Here is a 19,896-nt window from a genome sequence, read left to right on the forward strand (position 1 = left end):
GGAAAAAGGGTCGTTTTTTCATCTGATTTTCATTGACTTTTCGCGGTTACAAGAGTAGCATACAGTCTTGATAATTCAATATTTGTGAGGATATCGTTACAAGTTTAACGAAGGATTTTTTCATGAAAAGGAGTGTAGAAAAAGTGGAGTATTTGAAACGTTTGTTGGTCGGACGTCCATTGAAATCCGCAGAGAATGATGAACAAAAACTGAGCCGGACGGCGGCCCTTGCGTTGCTATCTTCTGATGCTTTGTCTTCGATTGCTTATGGGACAGAGCAGATCGTTGTCGTATTAGTGGCACTTTCCGCTGCTGCCATCTGGTATTCATTACCGATCGCTGCTTTTGTTATTATTCTTTTGATTTCATTGACCTTGTCTTACCGTCAGATCATTCATGCTTACCCTCACGGTGGTGGGGCGTATGTAGTAAGTAGTGAAAATTTAGGGAAAAATGCGGGCCTGATTGCCGGCGGCTCACTGTTGATCGATTATATGCTGACAGTAGCAGTATCCGTCTCAGCAGGGGCGGAAGCCATCACTTCTGCTGTGCCAGCGTTGTTCGGCCATCAAGTGGCGATTTCTGTCGTGATCGTGCTCTTGATCATGATGATGAATCTGCGAGGGCTGCGAGAATCAGCTAGCTTCTTAATGATTCCTGTCTACACCTTTATCGCAGTGATCACAGTCTTGATCGTGGTCGGCTTGTACAACATCGTAACTGGTGCGCAACCGTTGAATGCAACCGCACTGCCGGGAGCTGTGGTGCCTGGGGTATCCGTAGCCTTGATCTTACGGGCTTTCTCATCAGGTTCCTCTTCTTTGACGGGGGTCGAAGCGATCAGTAACGCGGTGCCATTTTTCAAAAAACCACGGGCGAAAAATGCAGCTGCGACCTTGACGATCATGGCTGCGATCTTAGGGTTCTTCTTCGTCGGCATCACTTTTATCAACTATTGGTACGGTATCGTACCAGAAGCAGAAGTGACCGTACTATCTCAAATCGGCTCTGCTGTTTTTGGTCATGGGTTTATGTACTACGTTTTGCAATTTGCCACAGCGCTGATTCTAGCAGTTGCCGCAAATACTGGATTTTCCGCCTTCCCTGTGTTGGCGTATAACTTAGCCAAAGACAAATATATGCCACACATGTATCAAGACCGTGGGGATCGTCTCGGCTACTCAAACGGGATCATCACCTTGGCTGCTGGTTCCATCGTCCTATTGTTTATCTTCCAAGGATCGACCGAGCGTTTGATTCCGTTGTATTCCATCGGGGTATTCATTCCTTTTGCACTATCTCAAAGCGGAATGGTCGTCAAATGGAAAAAAGAAGGCAAAGGCTGGTTCTTTAAATCGATCGCCAACATCATTGGGGCTTTGATTTCTTTTGCGATCATTGCCATCTTGTTCGTGTATCGCTTAGGCGATATTTGGCCATTCTTCATTATCATGCCGATCCTCTTGTATATCTTTTACAAGATCCATGATCATTATAAAAAAGTCGCAGAACAGCTGCGATTGGAAAAACAAGAAGCACTACATGTTTATGAAGGAAATACCGTGATCGTTCTAGTCGGAAATGTTACCCGAGTAAATATCGGCGCATTGAACTATGCCCAATCGATTGGTGATTATGTCGTGGCGATGCACGTCTCGTTGGATGAAGATGTGAAGAAAGAAAAAGAGATCGAACAAGAATTTAAGCAAAAATTCCCAGACGTGCGTTTCTCCGTCGTTCATTCTTCGTATCGTTCGATTGAAAATCCCATCTTGCGTTATGTGGATCTAGTCAGCCGCAATGCAGCCAAACACAATTACACAACGACCGTCATCATTCCACAGTTTGTCCCAAGACGTCGCTGGCAAAATATTTTGCACAACCAAACAAGCCTGCGCTTGCGTTTCAGACTCTCTTGGCGTGAGAACATCATTGTAAGTACGTACAGTTACCATTTGAAGAAATAACAAAAACGCTAGTTTAGCGACCTGATTCCCAAAAGAAATGTTTGGGTCAGCCGCTAAGACTAGCGTTTTTTTTTTAGCTATAAAACATTTTCAGTTTGATATCCTGATCGTAATTCCCAAACCCCTTGCCAAAGAGGGTACAACCGCCGACATGCTCTGCATCTTCTTTGACTTCCACTTTTAAGTGCCACGTATCTTCGTAGGCAGGTATATCCTTGATCGTAATGTCGGAAAGAGGAACACCTTCCATGTAGGTTCCGTGATCCATGATGCGGATCGTCTTCAATAACCCGTACTGATTGAGATTGTCTGGATACCAATCCGGTGTATACTTGCCGCGAATATCTGCAAAATCCCCTGGGCTAGTCCATGTACCAAGCTCCACACCATTTAAGCTGAAGGTGATGTCTGACGGCCAGTTGTTATTGGAAAAAGGAAATTCAGACGAAACTTCCATTGAAATCTCCATCATTTCAAGTTTTTCTTCTCTTGCTAAGAAGTTTGGCGATTGGTATTCAACAAATCCTTTCGTAAACCACAAGATGCGGGCATCCATTCGTCGGGGATCCATGAAAAACTTCGGTTCATCCACCATTCCCACAAAATCAGCTGAAGTAGCAAGCCCGCACGTTGGTTCTACCGAATAATTTGTATAATGACCGATCGGTATCGCCGTTTCTTTCGTATCAAAGGCATTAAAGATTTTCTCAGGAAAGTTGATATCGATATGATCCACTCTCAAACTGGAAATCTTTTTTTGTCCCACACGCTCTGTTTTGATGATTTTGGCTTCTTCTAATTTTTTGATGTGCATCGTAATGATAGCGCTGCTTAAGCCCAACTCCTGTGCCAACTCTTTGACATTCATCTTGTTTTTAGCCAGCAATTGAATGATTTTGATTCGCACGTTACTGGCAAGTGCCTCATAGACAGGCAATGCTTCTTGATTGATTTCTAATTGCATCGTATCACCTCCGCTTAAACTGTTTGATTTACTTGAATGTTAACATATTTGCTAATTTGTGTAAATAGCGTTGTTTATTTCGCTGTTTATTAATATATTTATTAATTAATATAGATATTATCCTAAATAAATTAATCAAAATATTGTTGACAGCGATTACAAATCAAGTTATGATTTATTTGTAAATTGAAAGTGTTTGCAAACGCTAGAAATGAATAATGCAATTATAAATGCTGGGATAGCAAATAAGAGAAGGAGGATAGGCGTGTTCGGCTTCAAAGACCAAAATTCAATTTCTATGAAAGAGGGAAAAACATGAAGAAGAAACTTATTATTATTGGTGCTTTAGTTGCAGTCGTTGCAGTTGCCCTTATTGGTTTTAATCGTTATCAGGCAGCGGAAAAAGAAAAATACACGATTAATTTTTGGTCACCCCTTACTGGTGATGATGGCGCTTATATGGATCAGATCGTAAATGAATTCAATGAACAATCAGGTTCCGATTATACAATCAATCATGTGATCACGTCTGATATGTACACTAAATTAAGTACGGTTGTAAGTTCTAAAAGTGGGATTCCAGATTTGACTTTGATGCATTCTTATAAAGTAGAGGAATTTGTCAATTCCGATATTATTGATCCGGTTGATCGTCTGGTTTCTTATCAACCTGAGTTAGAAGAAAGCAATTATTTAGATACGGCGTGGAATGCAGGGAAAATCGGCGATACTCAATATACGATCCCATTAGATATTCATGCCAGTGCCATGTATTACAATCAAGATCTTTTAGAAAAATACAATGTCACTTCTTGGTTAGACGATAACATCGTGACGTTTGATGAAATGATGTCATTAGCAGGGCAGATGGAAGAAGGCGATTATGTCGTAAATAATGCGTTACTTTCTTGGGTTATCTTAGCGCAAATCCGTAACTTAGGCGGCGCGATTTCTGACGATGCTGGGAACCCGACGGTGAATACGCCAGAAATGAAAGAAGCGTTAGAAAGAATTAAAGCGTTAACAGATGCAGGCCTGATGACACCCTATGGAGAAGATGGGTATTTGATGTTCCAAGGCGGAAACGTACTCTTATCAACAGATGGTACTTGGACTTCTACCGCTCATGATGCGGTTGAGGGCTTGAATTGGGGCGTAACAAATATTTATTCGACTTCAGATGACATCGCAACCAACCGAGCAGCTTCTCATATGTTTGGCATGTTGAAGAGTGAAAGCAGAACAGAAGAAAAAGAAGAAGTAATCGCACAATTTTTAGAATTCGTTCGTACAAACTCGATCGAATGGGCAAAAGCCGGTCAAATCGTTGCAAGTAAAGATATTTTAGAAAGTGATGATTACCAACAATACCCACAATCATTCTTTACTTCTACACCAGAGGAAGAAGAAACACTTTACATCTTTGACTACGTTTATTTCTCTTATGTCTTAGAAGCATTAGATGTTTATAGTACAGATATCGCTTACGGTGAATTAGATATGGATGAAGGATTAGAAACGATGCAACAATATGTCGAAGATAAGATTGCAGAAGTAGCTAGATAAGTGAAGGGGGGATAATTCTATCCCCTTTTCCAATTTTTAGAAGGGAATGAAAGGAATGAAAAAAAAGAGCATTAACTGGGCATCGATCGCATTCATTGGACCACACATGGTACTCTTTATTATTTTTGTATGTATTCCAACGATCTATGGTATTTATGCTTCATTTACGCAATGGAATTTGATCTCTGATCCAGTCTGGGTCGGTTTTAACAACTATAAAACATTATTGTTTGATAGTTCCTCGACGTTCTATACCCAATTTTGGAATGGTTTGAAAAATACCTTTATTTTCGTTTTGATCATGGTGCCGTTACAAATCATCATTCCACTGATGATTGCAGCTGCATTGCAACATAAAAAAGTGAAGCTGAAAGGACTTTTTCAAGCAATTCTATATATTCCAGGTCTTATCTCTGTTTCAGCAGGTTCTTTGATTTGGTCATTGATTTTCCACTCTCGATTAGGTGCCGTCAATAATATTTTTGGGTTCGATTTCTCTTGGGCTTCGCGACAACCCTATGCTTGGATCTTAATTTTTGTTGTCAGCATTTGGGGAGCGATCGGTGGTAACATGATCATTTATCGTTCAGCTTTAGCAGGTGTCAATGAAGACCTTTATGAAGCGGCAGAGATCGACGGAGCGGGAGCATTCCAAAAATTCTTGAATGTGACCTTGCCATCTATTCGCTTTCCACTGTTATATACGATCGTGATGACAACTGCTGGAGCATTTAATGTCTTTGCACAGCCTTTGATGATGACAGGTGGAGGTCCAAACCAAAGCACGACTGTATTGATGATGTATATCCGCTCACTGGCTTTTAGTCAAGGAGAATCAATTGCAGGAATGGCTTCGGCAATGGCAGTCATCTTAGGATTGATCATTATGTGTGTGTCCGTATTTCAATATTTTCTTTTAGATAGAAGCAATACTTAAGGGGGCAAAAAAATGAATACACAAAAGAAACATATACCTAGTATGGTCATCGCATATTTGTTTCTGATCGTTTTATGTATCATCTGGGTTATTCCATTGATTTTTAGCTTCGCCACTTCTTTTCGTTCTCAAACCGAAATCGTCTCCACTGGGTTTCGTTTATTACCCGTAAACTGGATATTAGATAACTATGTAGCGATTTTAACTAATACGTCTACTGCACCAATAATGCAGTGGTTATGGAATTCAATGTTTATCGCAGTCACGCACACTGTTTTAGTTGTGATCGTTGTTTCAGTGACCGCTTATGGCTATGGCAGAATGCGTTTTAAATACCGTGATCGTATCTTTTATCTTTTGATGGGGATCTCGATGTTTCCCGGTGTAGTGAATTTGATCCCGTCTTACAAAATCATTGAAACCTTCGGCTGGGTCAACTCTTCTCTTGCCATGATCATTCCAGGCTTAGCAGGGATGGGAAATATCTTTCTTGTGCGCCAGTTTATGAAAGGTATTCCGCTTGAATTTGACGAGTCAGCACGAATGGATGGTGCAGATGAATTTACAATTTTTGCAGAGATCATCGTTCCTTTGATCAAACCTGTGTTGATCGTTGCAGGCCTCTTTTCTTTCACAGGTTCATGGAATGATTTCTTGTGGCCAGTGATCGTGTATACGGATGTTAGTAAAATGCCGATCACAGCCGGTTTGCTATTACTACAAGACATTTATGGCAACTACCGAATGATTGGTCAATTGATGGGCTCGGCATTGATTGCGATCATTCCAACGGTCATGCTGTTTCTATTTGCTCAAAAATACTTCATTGAATCTATGAACTTAAATGCAGGAATAAAAGGATAGTGAAGATCATGAATCGAAAATTGGAAAGAAATTTACTACGTGCCAGTGCGGTCTGGGATGTCTGTATTGGTCTTGTAACGATGTTTGGGTATTATCCTTGGTTTGAAGAACAAGGGATCGCAGCATTTCAAAATCAAAATCAGTATGAATACTTGCAGTCAAGTCTGGTAGGAATGATATCGAAGGTAGTTATGATCGTTGCGTTAGCGACGATTTTGATGGGCGTTATCAGTTGGATCAACGCGAAGAATATGCGAGACAAACAAATAAACAAAGGAACGATACGTTGGATGATCGCCTGTGTCATCATCCATTTGATCATCTATGATGTGATCGGTGTTGTCCTCTATTTACTAGCTACGACGATGTATATGTCTAAAAACAAAGCAATAAAAATACTAAAAACGGAAAACGGAATTATTTAAGAAGGTGTAGAATTTATGGCAGAAAATTATTTGGAACCGATTGTATTAGAACGAGCAGACCCATGGATATACAAGCATACTGATGGATATTATTACTTCACTGGATCAAAACCAGGGTATCAGGAAATCGAATTAAGACGCGCAAAAACCTTGAAAGGACTGGCTGACGGTGAAGTAAAAGTCATCTGGACGGCTCATGCCGAAGGCCCCATGAGTGAACTGATTTGGGCACCAGAGATTCATTTTATTCAAGGAAAATGGTACATCTATTTTGCTGCTGCAGATCATGGAGAAGTCAGAAATGATCAGCATCATCATCGGATGTTTGTGATCGAAAATGCGAATGAAGATCCCTTTGCAGGCGAGTGGGTAGAAAAAGGACAGATCAAGACGCAATTTGAGAGTTTCAGTTTAGATGCTACGGTATTTGAACACAGGAACCGATTGTATTATGTCTGGGCACAAGCAGATCCAAACATTCCAGGCAATTCCAATCTTTATTTATCAGAGATGGAAAATCCTTGGACATTGAAAGGAAAGCAGATTCTGCTGAGCATTCCTTATTATGAATGGGAAAAAATTGGCTTCAAAGTGAACGAGGCACCAGCTGCTTTGATTAGAAATGGAAAAGTGATCATTACTTATTCAGCCAGTGCGACGGATGAAAACTACGCGATGGGACTGTTGTGGGCAGATGAAGATAGTGATTTATTGAATGGGTATTCTTGGCATAAGTTGAAGGAACCAGTCTTTTCAAGTTCTGAACAAAATTCCCTATACGGACCAGGACATAACTCCTTTACAGTCGATGAGGAGGGGGAACAAGAGATCTTAGTGTATCATGCAAGACCAGAAAAAAATGATTACAGTAATCCTTTAGAAAATCCCAATCGACATGCGTATGTCCAACCGTTTACTTGGAAAAACAATGGATTACCTGATTTTGGCGAACCCGGTGTAGTCAAAGGATAGATAAAAGAGAGGGAAAAAATGAATACAAAAAGAAAAATGCTCTGTTTAACCATGTCCGTTTTTTTTACTAGTTTATTTCTTGCTGGCTGTCAAACAGGAGATGCTGCTGAGCAACTTTCACAAAAGGAGTGGGAAACAACGACAAAAAATCGAGTGTCGATTCATGACCCATCGATTACTTCTATTCATGTTGGTGACCAAGAGCTGTTTTACGTATTTGGTTCGCATCTCGCCCAAGCGAAAACAGAAGATTTACAAACTTGGGAAGTGCCTTTCACTCACGAATATGAATCAATGGAAGACAATATGATCTATGGTAACACAAAAGAAAATCTAGCTGAGACTTTTGAATGGGCAGGCTATGATGATGCCGATTCACAAGGTGGTTACAGCCTTTGGGCACCAGATGTCATTTGGAATGCTGATTATGAATGGTCAAATGGAGACAAAGGAGCCTACATGCTCTACTACTCAGCTAGTTCTACTTGGCGGCGTTCAGCGATTGGATTGGCCGTAGCTAAAACGATCGAAGGACCCTATAGCTATGCGGATACCGTGATCTATTCTGGCTTTACAGAAAAAGATTCGACAGATGGTAGTGAACGCAATACCAACTATCAAAATACCCATTTGGCCAAATTGATCAAAGAGGGGAAAATCAGTGGGTTCAGTGAAAACTGGGCGATCGAAGATGGTCTGACGTATAACACCGATTATGCGCCAAACGCCATTGATCCAGCGTTGTTTTATGATGAAGAAGGGAAACTATGGATGACCTATGGTTCTTGGTCTGGCGGTATCTTTTTATTGGAAGTTGATCCAGCTACTGGAAAACCAATGTATCCTGGGGAAGATAGCACGACGGAAGATGGGCGTATCATTGATCGCTATTTCGGGATCAAGCTTTTTGGCGGCTATCATCAATCAGGAGAAGGCCCCTATATTGTATATGATGAGGAAACCGATTATTATTACCTATTCGTCACTTACGGTGGTTTAGCAGCAAAAGGTGGTTACAATATGCGACTATTTCGCGCTGAAAAACCAGAAGGACCTTACCTTGATGCCCAAGGAAATAGCCCAATCTTAGAACAAGGGGACCAAAATTCAAACTACGGCATCAAATTGATTGGAAACTACCAATTCTCGTTTCAACAAATGGGGTATCGAGCAGCGGGACACAATTCGGCGATCATCGATGAGAATGGTCAGTGGTCCTTGGTGTACCATACGCGCTTTAACAATGGAACCGAAGCCCATGAAGTGCGGGTCAACAGAATGTATATGAATGAGGAGGGCTGGCCAGTTCCAGCACCCTACGAGTATCGAGGCAATGAACAAGTAGCGGATGCTTTGACAGAAGATGACATTATCGGGCGCTATGAAATCATTAACCATGGTACCGACAATGGAACGACCATGCTAAAAACGCAGACGATCGAGCTTCAAAAAGATGGAAGCGTTACTGGTGACTTGACCGGAACTTGGACGTACGATGCGGGATACTTGGCATTGACTTTTGAAGAAGCGACCTTCAAAGGAATTTTATTAACTCAGGAAATAACAGAATTTGAGCAGCAAAAATTAACGTTCTCAACGATTGGCGATAATAATGAGTCCATTTGGGGAATCAAAGAATAGGAGTATAACAATGACGATTAACATTCAAAACACAAAATCAGGAACAACGATCAGCAAATATATCTACGGTCATTTTGCAGAGCATCTAGGCCGTTGTATCTATGAAGGATTATACGTTGGAGAAGATTCGCAGATCCCAAATAAAAATGGGATGCGGATCGATGTGGTTGAAGCACTGAAAAACATTCAAATCCCTGTGCTGCGTTGGCCAGGCGGCTGCTTCGCCGATGAATACCATTGGAAAGACGGAATTGGACCTAAAGAAAACCGCAAAACGATGGTCAACACTCACTGGGGCGGCGTGACTGAAAACAATCATTTCGGGACCCATGAATTTTTTGAATTGATCAAGCAGCTGGAATGTGACGCGTATGTCAACGGCAATGTCGGCAGCGGAACGGTGCAAGAAATGTCGGAATGGGTGGAATACATCACGATGGATGGCATTTCTCCGATGGCTGATCTTCGCAGAGAAAATGGCCATGAAGATGCGTGGGAAATGAAATTCTTTGGCGTAGGAAACGAAAACTGGGGCTGCGGCGGCAATATGCGGCCAGAGTACTATGCGGATCTGTATCGCCGCTATCAAACCTATGTCCGCCAATACGGTGACAAAAAAATCTACAAAGTTGCTGGCGGAGCGAATGTCGCAGACTATCATTGGACAGAAACGCTGATGAAAAACGCCCATTGGTTGATGGACGGCCTAAGCTTGCACTACTACGTTCATCCGCAGGGCTGGGAAGAAAAAGGTAGCGCCTTGGAATTTGATGAGGCAGAGTGGCAAGTGACCTGTGAAAAAGCAGCCTACATGGATGAATTATTGACCCGCCACAGCGCGATCATGGACCAGTATGACCCAGAACAGCGTGTTGGAATCATTGTTGATGAATGGGGCACTTGGTTCTCAGCAGAACCTGGGACGAATCCAGGCTTCTTATACCAACAAAATACGATTCGTGATGCCATGGTCGCAGCGATCACCTTGAATATTTTCCATAAACATGCCAAGCGAGTGCATATGGCAAATATCGCACAAACCGTCAACGTCCTGCAGGCGATGATTTTGACAGATGGCGAACAAATGGTGAAAACCCCAAGCTATCATGTCTTTGATTTGTACAAAGTCCATCAAGATGCTGAAACCATTGATAGCCATGGAACTAGCAGTGATACCATTACGTATACGATTTCGAAAAAAGAGGATACGATCCATCTATCGGTTTGTAATTTTGCTACCCAAGGCACGGAAGAATTAACCTTCTCCCTGGAAACAGCGATCAATGAAGTGAAAGAAGCTCGTTATATCGTGGGGGACAAAATGAACGCACACAATGATTTTGATCATCCTGAAGATGTGGTGATCCAAGACTTCACCGCTTACGATGTTAAAGAGAACAAAGTCAGCTTGCGGGTGCCAGCAATGAGTGTTCTAACGATTTCATTGACAGTCTGATCCCATGACTTGTAAAGGATGCGAAGTGAAAGATGCTGCTGCAGCAGCACAGGAAGACATTGAATCCTTGATTGCAGAACAACTTTCTTTAGAAAGCGACTTGGCTTCGCCGGAGATCGTCAGTAGGAGAATCGCTGTTTGTGAGACTTGTCCATTGCGATTGAATCATACCTGTACCAAATGCGGCTGCTTTTATCGGTTTCGCGCAAACTTAGCTAAGAAAAACTGTCCTGCAGGAATGTGGGAACAAACAGGACAGCTCGTCAAGTAGCTGTCCTGTTTGTTTCAATTGGTCAGAAGGATCAACAGATAAACTATTTTTTGATTACGCTTACATAATCGTTGTAGATACGCTATGATAAAACGAAAAACACTGTTAACAAAGTGGAAAGTGAGCGAGTGATTCAATGAAAATAAATCAACCTGCAGCGCTTGCTTATTATGAAGCTGCGAACCATGGCACAGAAGATTTCCCATTAGCATATTATCCTAATTTAGTGAGTGTTTGGCGAGAATTCTTTTTTGTGCCACATTGGCATAAAGAAATCGAAATTTTATGTGTCCATCAAGGACAGCTAGAATTAGTCGTTAATGGAGTCTCACGCAAGATTAAGGCAAATACGATCGTACTGATTCCTCCCAACGCTTTACACACTGCCTATCGAATCGCACAACAAAGCTGCCGTTTTTCGTGTATCGTTTTTTCTGAACAATTAATCACGAGTCGACAATCAGATAGAATTCAAAGCCAACAAATCGATCCTTTTTTGAGACAAGAAGGTGTTACTTCTTATGTGGATTTTCCAGATAAAAGTCAACAAAGTCTCACCTTGTTTCAACTATTTGATCAATGCTTTATGGGGAAATCGTCCTATCGTGAATTACGTCTGAAAGGGATTGTTATCCAACTCTTGTCATATCTATTAGAAGTTGGGACCGACCAGCCAGCAAAAAAATCAAGCGAGCGCCTCCAAGAAAAACGGGAAAAAATGGTTTTATCTTATATTCATAGTAATTATCATGAAATGATCCAATTACAAGATTTGGCCGATTCTGTTTCCTTAAGTAAAGAGCAATTTACACGATTTTTTAAACAATCATTTCGAACTTCCCCAATGGCTTATCTAAATCATTATCGCTTGATCCGATCGGCAGAATTGTTGCGAGAGACTGATTTGACCATGGTGGCGATCGCTCAAGCTGTCGGTTTTTGTAACAGTAATCATTTTTCTGTGTGCTTCAAAAAGATGTTTGGTGAGACCCCTACACAATATCGGAAAAATGACATGATTACGATAGAACACGCCATAAAATCGAAGGATAGCCCTCTGTAATCCAGCTATACTGAAAAAAAGGAGGGTTCAAAAATGTCGTTTTTTTCAATAGGTGAGAATTACCTCGAATTTCAAAATGGAAATGAAGTCGTGCGCATTATTGCTTGGGGCACGAACAGTTTGCGGGTGGTGAGTGCACCGTCTGGTGAACTAGATTTATCCTGCTGTGCATTATTAACACAAGATTCTAAGGCCGAGGTTGCGATTGAGGGGGATGTAGGATCTATCGGTAATGGAAAAATCCACGCAATAGTCACCAAAGAGTCAGGCTGGAACAACTATGGCAAGATCACTTTTTGCAATCAAAAAGGCGAAGTGATTTTGAAAGAAGCAGCATCTGGCGGTGCGCTCTTGAAAAAGGCGCGGTTTTTTAAGTCGATTATTGGAGGAGATTTTCAACTAAAAGCTACTTTCGAAGCCAATCATGAGGAGAAAATCTATGGTATGGGGCAATATCAGCAGGATATTTTTGATCTAAAAGGGTGTAATTTAGAATTAGCGCATCGAAATTCACAAGCTTCGATCCCCTTTTATTTATCAAACAAAGGATACGGCTTTTTTTGGCACAATCCAGCAATCGGTTCGGTCTCTTTTGGTAAAAATACGACCGAATGGCGTGCCGAAAGTACGAAGCAATTGGATTACTGGATCACTGCTGGAGAGACACCAGCTCAAATCGAAGAACAATTTAGCCAAGTGACAGGACGGGCACCTATGATGCCCGAATATGGTCTAGGATTTTGGCAATGTAAACTTCGCTATGCGACACAAGCGGAAGTAGTGGCGATCGCTAGGGAACACAAAGAGCGGAACATTCCCGTTGATGTACTAGTGATCGATTATTATCATTGGCCGCGCTGTGGTGATTTTCGCTTTGATGAAAATTTCTTTCCAGACCCCAAGGCGATGGCAGAAGAAGTACGAGATAAATATGGAATCGAGCTAATGGTATCGATCTGGCCCCAAATCGACACGCGTAGTGAGAATTTTCAAGAGATGAAAGAAAAAGGCTTATTAGTCAAAACGGATCGCGGCATTGATGTACAGATGTTGTTTCATGGGAATAACATTTTTTATGATCCAACAAATCCTAAAGCTCGAAACTATGTCTGGGAGAAAGTATCAAAAAATTATGTCAATAACGGCATTCGCTTGTTTTGGTTGGATGAGGCTGAACCAGAATTTGGTACGTATGACTATGATTCCTATCGTTATTATGTAGGGAGTGTGTTGCAAAAAGGCAATATTTATCCCCGTGAGTATGTTCGTGGTTTTGATGAGGGAGAAGCCTCCTCACAAAAAGAACATTCAATCAAATTGGTTCGTTGTGCTTGGGCGGGCAGCCAACGATATGGGGCATTGGTTTGGTCCGGCGATATTCATTCGACTTATCAAGACTTTCGCAACCAAATCGTTGCTGGCATGCAAATGGGGTTAGCAGGCATCCCGTGGTGGACAAGTGACATCGGCGGATTTCATGGTGGTTCTGTGACAAGTCTAGATTTTCAAGATTTATTGATCCGCTGGTTTCAATACGGGACTTTTTGTCCAGTCATGCGATTGCATGGTTCACGTACTCCCCATAAAAAAATCTTCAAGGCAGATGGTGAAGAAACAGAGCAAACCGGAGCAGCTAACGAAATATGGGCGTTTGGGGAAAAGAACTATGAGATTATGAAAAAATTTATTGGAATTCGTGAATTGATGCGGGATTACTCGCGTGAATTGATGCGCGCAGCTCATGAAAAAGGAACGCCAGTCATTCGCCCAACTTTTTATGAATTTCCAGAGGATCACCAGGCATGGGAACTGACAACACAGTATCTCTATGGTTCTGATATTCTAGTAGCGCCCATCGTTGTAGCGCATGCTACTGATCGTGAGGTATATTTGCCAACAGGAGCAAAATGGACCGATGCTCGAGATGGAACTATCTATGAAGGTGGACAATGGATTGTCGCACAGGCACAAATTGATTCCTTACCAATCTTTTTACGAGAGGGAAAACAGAGTTACTTGATTCATGAAGTGTAACTGGAAATGGTTACGGTGAGTTGTTTGTAAGGCTAGTAGGTACCTTGTTGAGAGGGTAAGAACCATATGAATAGAAAAGCAACACAATGTGCTCGGTACATTGTGTTGCTTTCATTGAGAGGACTATTGTAATGGGCTTTTGAGTAACAAGACACCATGAGTAGGAACCTCAACATCGGCAGTTGTTTGTTCTTTTTGTTGCCATAACTCAGTGCCGCTTTTAATTGGTAGTAAAGCAGCGATCGATTTTGGGATGGTTTGCGTTTGATCAGAAACATTGAAAATGGCATAGTAGACGGCTGTGTCGCTCAACGCCTCCCAAATGATCCACTCTTGATCACGATAGAACTCTTTTTTCGTATGGATTCTTCGATACATTTCGAAGACTTCAGTATTCGTCAATAAACGTAACGTAAAGGGATCGATGTCTGGTAAAGTACCACCGAACATCAATGGAGATTGGAAGATCGTCCATAAACTCATCAATAAGTATTGCTCGTCTTCCGTAAAACGCGTCCAGCTATCACCACCGCCACCATCAACTGCCCGAATGCCGATATGACCCAACGGCAGCATATCACAGTCAGGCCAGTTACCTGGACGGACGAAAGGTGCCCACTCTGCTGCTCGGTCAAACATGGCGTAAAGGGCGTCCCAATGATCCCAAAAGTCATCCGTCAAGCGCCACATATTGGCATGATTTTGAAAGAAACTACCATTTTTGAGGGCAGCTGGTCCGGGAGACAAAGAAAGGACGATCTCTCGACCGGATCGATCGATCGCACGGCGAATCGCTTTGATTTCTGCTTTATGGGCATCACCGTAAATTTTCGAATCGCCGATATCATCCACCTTTATAAAGTCAACACCCCAAGAAGCATATAATTCGAGCAAAGAATCATAATAAAGCTGTCCTTCAGGCAATGAAACATCGACCCCATACATATCAGAATTCCAAGGGCAGATTGAATTCATAGCAATGTCTCGTGCCCGTTTATCCGTTCCTTTGATCGGCGTATTTTGATGAACTGCTTGTCGTGGAATGCCGCGCATGATATGGATACCAAACTTCAGCCCTTTTTGATGCAGATAGTCACCAAGTTTTTTGAAACCAGCGCCATCTTTTGCTGAAGGGAAACGGTTCTCAGCAGGAATCAAGCGAGAATAGTCGTCCATACACAATGGATAAAAATCATTGTACCTTGTAGACTTTGCTTCTGGTTCGCTCCATTGAATATCCACGACGACGTATTCCCAACCATAAGCTTTCAAATGCTCTGCCATAAAATCAGCATGGGCGATCACTTCTGCTTCGGTTACAGAAGCGCCATAGCAGTCCCAAGAATTCCATCCCATTGGGGGTGTTTGTGCAAAATGTAAAAAAGACATTGATTTCCTCCTAGTACGTTTTTCTTATAGTATAGTAAGCAATAAAAAAGAGAGGGAAAGTTTTGTCTACTAGCAATAAAAAAGAAAGAAATCGTCAACGAATGAAAAAGGAGTTGATCAATGGTGTTTCCACAAGAAACAAACTATGCGAAGATTACAGCATACTATAGTGTTGCCCTTGAGCGTTTTTCCATGGATCCACATCAACACCCAGCGTGTGAGATCATGTTTGTGACCAAAGGGAAGTGTAAGATAAAGATGCAAGATCAAGTAATTGTTCTGGAAAGAAATGATTTCGTTTTCATAAATGCCTTTGTGGAACACGCCTTACTCGTTGAAGGAGATTCCTGCACCTTACTGAATATTGAATTTCTTCTGAGTGAGACACCGTCCGCCCTTTGTGTTCGTGATGTTTTTGCATACATCAAAGGAAATGTACAATTGAATGAGCCTTACGCGAAAAGTCGCGATGTCCGCCAATTTGGACAAGCGATCAAGTCATTGCTGCAGCTGCTAATGATCGATGATACTCAAGAGCAACCGTCTGCTGAACGGCAATTTACGATCGAGCTCTTGTTTAAGCGGATGCTGATGGAATTAGCCTTTTCATTACGTACGAAAGAAACCAAACGGGGCAATTGCTATGTGAACGCTGCGGTCAACTATATTCAACAGCATTTTGATGAAGATATTCAAGTCTCCCAAATCGCAGCGGCTGTGGGGATTACGAAAGCCTACTTGCATAAACTCTTTCATGAGCAACTGGGAGTGACGGTCAACCATTTTCTCACTAGTGAGCGTCTGAAGCAGGCAGCATTTTTACTAAGCAATAGTCAGCTGCCAATCGTCGAAATTGCCGCTCAAGCAGGATTCAACAGTAGGCAGCACTTTACCAATACCTTTAAACAGAAAAAAGGCATGAGTCCTAAAGTTTATCGTCAAATCTACACCCATCAAATCAAAGAAGAAGCAGGACAACATATATTAGGGGAACATACAGCTTTTTTAAGAATGAAGTAAAGACAGATAGTTAGAAAGTGTGAAGCGATTGAAGATAAAAATGAAACTTATGGTAACGATCATTATTGCGAATGTCGTTACTTCGTCACTGATCATTCTCTTTTTTTCTAATACCGCGAATAAGATCATTGATAAAAATATGGAGATCCAAGCGAAAGAGATCGAGGTCTCTATTTTACGTAATATCCATACGATCAGTACGGATCTTAATCATATCAATTATAAATTGATTATGGATGGCTACGACACGTTGAAAGAGGCCAGTGAACAACCACGGATTACGAGAGACACCTTTGAGAGTATCAAACTGACCATGGAATTGAAGGAGATCGTGGAACCATTGTATCAATTTCAACCTTATTTGCTGGGAATGGCGATTTATTCCAAAGAAAATCGGTTGATGTCGTTTGGGTTAGTTGATCCAGTTGTTGAAGAAACGTTGATTGGTTACACCAATGAGGCCGCTTATGCAAGAAAAATTGATGATTCGACTGTTTATATCAAAAATGAAATCAAAGTCGGACAAGTAGTCCTAGGGCACTTGGTGGGATTTCTTCATACAAGCGAGTTTCTTAATGATCAATTAGAAAACCTCCCAGCTGGGACGCAGATCGCCTTGTTAGATCAAAAGCAAACGGTGCTTGCTGAAGTTGGCACCATTGATGAAGACCAAGCCAATTTGTATGAGAAATCATTCTATAGTGAAGAAGTCGAAGCGTGGTTTCATCTCCATCTCCCCAAAAAACCATTTTTGGGACCGTTGACACAGAATTTGCGACTGATGATTTTCCTGTGTATCGTGATCGTCAGCATGAGTATTTTTGTGGCTACGCTGATTATATTAAAATTGTCGAAACGAATCGATCAATTAAACCAAGCAATGGAGCGGGTCAAGAATAAGGACTTATCGACCACTGTTGAGATTCAAGGAAATGACGAATTAAAACAAATGAGTATAGTCTTTAATTCGATGGTTGCCAATATCAATACTTTAATGGAAGAAAATAAAGCCAGAGAAAAAGAGAAAAAAGAAATTGAAATCGACTTTCTACAAGCTCAAATCAACCCCCATTTTCTGTCCAATACGCTAAACTCGATTACTTGGATGGCTGAATTACAACAGGCTAACAATATTGCCCATCTTTCGAAATCACTTGTATCATTGTTGCATGCCACGATGTATAAGGGACAAGACTTGATTCCTTTGTCTGAAGAAGTAGCCCATGTCAAAAGCTATGTTTCCATCCAAAAAGTTGCCTATATTGATAGCTTTGATGTTCATTGGGCGCTTGATCCAGCGATTTTATCTTGCCGTATCCTTCGATTTATTTTGCAGCCCATTGTTGAAAATAGCATTTTGCACAATTTTGTTGGAACGAATAGCGAAAAAGGGCAAATAAAAATAAGTGGAGAAAAAAAGGGAGATAAGCTTTGTTTAATGGTTGAAGATAATGGCAATGGACTAACAGAAGAAGCGATAAAACAGATAAATGAGCGAGAAAAAAGCAATGGAAAACACTATTCGAAAATTGGTATCCATAATATCGATAAACGAATCAAGCTCTACTATGGTCCAGACTATGGGATCACATATGAAACAGAGTTAGGGGTTTATACCCGGGTCATTATTGAGCTTCCTATGATTGGAGAAAAAGACGATGAAGAAAATAGCCCTCTTAGATGATGAGTTGATTTCACGCAACAAAATAAGTACTATTTTACAAAATTTCCCTCAATTTGAAATTGTACTCAGTACGGCAAATCCTTACGAGTTGTTAAATTATCTGGAGATTTATTCTGTAGATCTCATTTTTTTAGACATGAATATGCCAATTATGAATGGCTTAGCCTTTTTAGAACAATTGGAACTGATCGATCGCACGACTAAAGTGATCGTGATGAGTGGCTACGCCGACTTTAATTATGCGAGTGGTAGCATGAAATATGGAGTCGTTGACTATCTTTTGAAACATGAATTGAGCGAGGAAGTGATTTCGGAAGCGCTGAAAAAAATCAATTTTTTTACAGACGAGCCAATGGCTGCGCCTGCTTACGAGACACCCTCTCTACGAGACTTTTTTCATGGAAATACAAGCTTCTTGATGCAACAGTATCCGCATTTTGTAACTGAAAAAATGGTAGGACTTGTTATGATACCTATCTCTATCAGCAAAAATGTTTGGGACAAAGAAAAGTATAAACGAAAAGTGAGCGCTGTTTTAGAGCAATTGATTTTAGACACAAAGAATGAAACCATAGAAATGCTCTCTTTCGTGACTGATGATGGGAAGCTTTTTATGCTTTACTCGTTTGCAAAAATCAAATCCTATAAAGCGATCAATGATTACTTGGAAACGATCAAAACCAAGTGCTACCATGCTGCTAAGCGCTTACTAGATGTTGAACTTTTTCTCCTGCGATCCCCAGTAAGCAATCAACTGTCGGAGGTATTAGAACTATTTAAGAGCGATGAACGAATCTCAGATTTACTCTTTTTTTCACGTCCGAATGAGTTGCTGCATTTTTCAAGCCAAGAATGCAGCAAAAACGTCTTTCAACAGCATGAGATCGCTTTGTATCTGAAAAAAATCTATTTTTATACTAAATACATCGAACCAGAGAACATCGAATATTATAGTAAAAAACTGTTTGAGTATATAAGAGAAAAACGGGTCGCACGTTCGTTGGCTTTAGAGCTAATTGCACAAATTGATTTTCAAATCAGTTTAGCGATGAGTAATAGCTATAGACAGCCGATGGAAACGATGATTCAAATCAATTATTATCAACAGTTCGATACGTTACTAAGAATCGAAGCAGATTTTTTTGAAGCCATTTCATTAAGTGTAAAAAATTTCCAAAAAGAAGTCTTTAAGCCTGTTGACGAGCCGGTAAAAAAATGTATTCTTTATCTTCATCAACACTTCAAAGAGCCGATCAGCTTGCAGACCTGCGCCGAAGCGATTGATTTAAATTATTCCTATTTAAGTAGGGTGTTTAAGCAGCAATGGGGACAGTCTTTTTCAAAATACTTGTCTGAGTTGCGGATCGATTATGCAAAATTATTGTTGAGTACCTCGTCTTGTAGTGTCAATGAAGTCGCAAGGCAAAGCGGATTTGCGAACTATAATTATTTTTTCCGTGTTTTTAAAGAACGTGTAGGAATCTCTCCATATCAGTTTAACCGCAACATTATGGACTATGAATGAAGCGAATCATGTAAAAATGGTTGGCGAGTAAAAAAAAGAGAGTAGAAGTAAAAATTGTTAATAAAAGCGTTTTCATTTTCGACGTTATACTTAGTGTAACAAGAGTGAAAGGGATGAG

Annotated in this window: 16 protein-coding genes; 14 read left to right on the forward strand and 2 right to left on the reverse strand. The window is 41.0% G+C overall.

The features are described 5' to 3' along the window. The first annotated feature begins 143 nt into the window (after window positions 1–143). The gene (locus IGI71_RS02315) at window positions 144–1,967 is read left to right on the forward strand and encodes an APC family permease (protein ID WP_005227281.1); all 1,824 of its coding nucleotides are present in this window, start codon (window positions 144–146) and stop codon (window positions 1,965–1,967) included. 73 nt (window positions 1,968–2,040) lie between these two features. Here the strand turns inward: IGI71_RS02315 and IGI71_RS02320 are convergent, their stop codons facing one another. Continuing rightward, on the reverse strand, window positions 2,041–2,931 hold the full coding sequence (locus IGI71_RS02320) for an ArsR/SmtB family transcription factor (protein ID WP_005227282.1): 891 nt from the start codon (window positions 2,929–2,931) through the stop codon (window positions 2,041–2,043). Between the two features lie 315 nt (window positions 2,932–3,246). Here IGI71_RS02320 and IGI71_RS02325 point away from each other — a divergent pair, with 315 nt between their 5' ends. The 10 genes from IGI71_RS02325 to IGI71_RS02370 all read left to right on the forward strand — a co-directional run bounded on the left by IGI71_RS02325 (window position 3,247) and on the right by IGI71_RS02370 (window position 14,160). Next, window positions 3,247–4,497 carry an extracellular solute-binding protein gene (locus IGI71_RS02325; RefSeq protein ID WP_005227283.1) on the forward strand — a complete coding sequence of 417 codons (1,251 nt, stop codon included), beginning with the start codon at window positions 3,247–3,249 and terminating at the stop codon, window positions 4,495–4,497. A gap of 46 nt (window positions 4,498–4,543) precedes the next feature. Continuing rightward, on the forward strand, window positions 4,544–5,434 hold the full coding sequence (locus IGI71_RS02330) for a carbohydrate ABC transporter permease (RefSeq protein WP_005227284.1): 891 nt from the start codon (window positions 4,544–4,546) through the stop codon (window positions 5,432–5,434). A 12-nt stretch (window positions 5,435–5,446) separates the two neighbouring features. Then, window positions 5,447–6,298: a carbohydrate ABC transporter permease gene (locus IGI71_RS02335; protein WP_005227285.1), complete on the forward strand. Its 852-nt coding sequence runs from the start codon at window positions 5,447–5,449 to the stop codon at window positions 6,296–6,298. An 8-nt stretch (window positions 6,299–6,306) separates the two neighbouring features. Beyond that, entirely contained in the window at window positions 6,307–6,723 is a 417-nt protein-coding gene (locus tag IGI71_RS02340; RefSeq protein WP_010748727.1) for a hypothetical protein, read from the forward strand. 15 nt (window positions 6,724–6,738) lie between these two features. Beyond that, window positions 6,739–7,695, forward strand: coding sequence for a glycoside hydrolase family 43 protein (locus tag IGI71_RS02345; protein WP_115231664.1), 957 nt, complete (start codon window positions 6,739–6,741; stop codon window positions 7,693–7,695). An 18-nt stretch (window positions 7,696–7,713) separates the two neighbouring features. Next, window positions 7,714–9,336, forward strand: a complete 1,623-nt coding sequence (locus IGI71_RS02350) for a glycoside hydrolase family 43 protein (protein WP_010748729.1) — start codon at window positions 7,714–7,716, stop codon at window positions 9,334–9,336. A 10-nt stretch (window positions 9,337–9,346) separates the two neighbouring features. Continuing rightward, window positions 9,347–10,792: an alpha-N-arabinofuranosidase gene (locus IGI71_RS02355; protein WP_034857854.1), complete on the forward strand. Its 1,446-nt coding sequence runs from the start codon at window positions 9,347–9,349 to the stop codon at window positions 10,790–10,792. 4 nt (window positions 10,793–10,796) lie between these two features. After that, the gene (locus IGI71_RS02360; RefSeq protein ID WP_005227303.1) at window positions 10,797–11,063 is read left to right on the forward strand and encodes a DUF6171 family protein; all 267 of its coding nucleotides are present in this window, start codon (window positions 10,797–10,799) and stop codon (window positions 11,061–11,063) included. 136 nt (window positions 11,064–11,199) lie between these two features. After that, a complete protein-coding gene (locus tag IGI71_RS02365; protein ID WP_231472804.1) occupies window positions 11,200–12,126 on the forward strand; it encodes an AraC family transcriptional regulator in 927 nt (308 codons plus the stop codon). Between the two features lie 33 nt (window positions 12,127–12,159). After that, on the forward strand, window positions 12,160–14,160 hold the full coding sequence (locus IGI71_RS02370; protein ID WP_225000899.1) for a glycoside hydrolase family 31 protein: 2,001 nt from the start codon (window positions 12,160–12,162) through the stop codon (window positions 14,158–14,160). A 123-nt stretch (window positions 14,161–14,283) separates the two neighbouring features. Here the strand turns inward: IGI71_RS02370 and IGI71_RS02375 are convergent, their stop codons facing one another. After that, complete coding sequence (locus IGI71_RS02375; protein ID WP_430616160.1) at window positions 14,284–15,549, reverse strand: alpha-galactosidase; 1,266 nt, start codon at window positions 15,547–15,549, stop codon at window positions 14,284–14,286. Between the two features lie 120 nt (window positions 15,550–15,669). Here IGI71_RS02375 and IGI71_RS02380 point away from each other — a divergent pair, with 120 nt between their 5' ends. Genes IGI71_RS02380 through IGI71_RS02390 form a run of 3 tightly spaced genes read left to right on the forward strand, consistent with a single transcriptional unit; the run spans window position 15,670 to window position 19,778 of the window. Next, window positions 15,670–16,569: an AraC family transcriptional regulator gene (locus tag IGI71_RS02380; protein WP_428210993.1), complete on the forward strand. Its 900-nt coding sequence runs from the start codon at window positions 15,670–15,672 to the stop codon at window positions 16,567–16,569. A gap of 40 nt (window positions 16,570–16,609) precedes the next feature. Next, complete coding sequence (locus IGI71_RS02385) at window positions 16,610–18,253, forward strand: sensor histidine kinase (RefSeq protein WP_231472801.1); 1,644 nt, start codon at window positions 16,610–16,612, stop codon at window positions 18,251–18,253. Then, window positions 18,228–19,778: a response regulator gene (locus tag IGI71_RS02390; protein ID WP_231472800.1), complete on the forward strand. Its 1,551-nt coding sequence runs from the start codon at window positions 18,228–18,230 to the stop codon at window positions 19,776–19,778. Before IGI71_RS02385 ends, IGI71_RS02390 begins: the two co-directional genes overlap by 26 nt. The last annotated feature ends 118 nt before the right edge of the window (window positions 19,779–19,896 follow it).

The sequence above is a fragment of the Enterococcus sp. DIV1279b genome, from assembly GCF_050531515.1.
GTDB classification, from domain to species: domain Bacteria; phylum Bacillota; class Bacilli; order Lactobacillales; family Enterococcaceae; genus Enterococcus_D; species Enterococcus_D casseliflavus.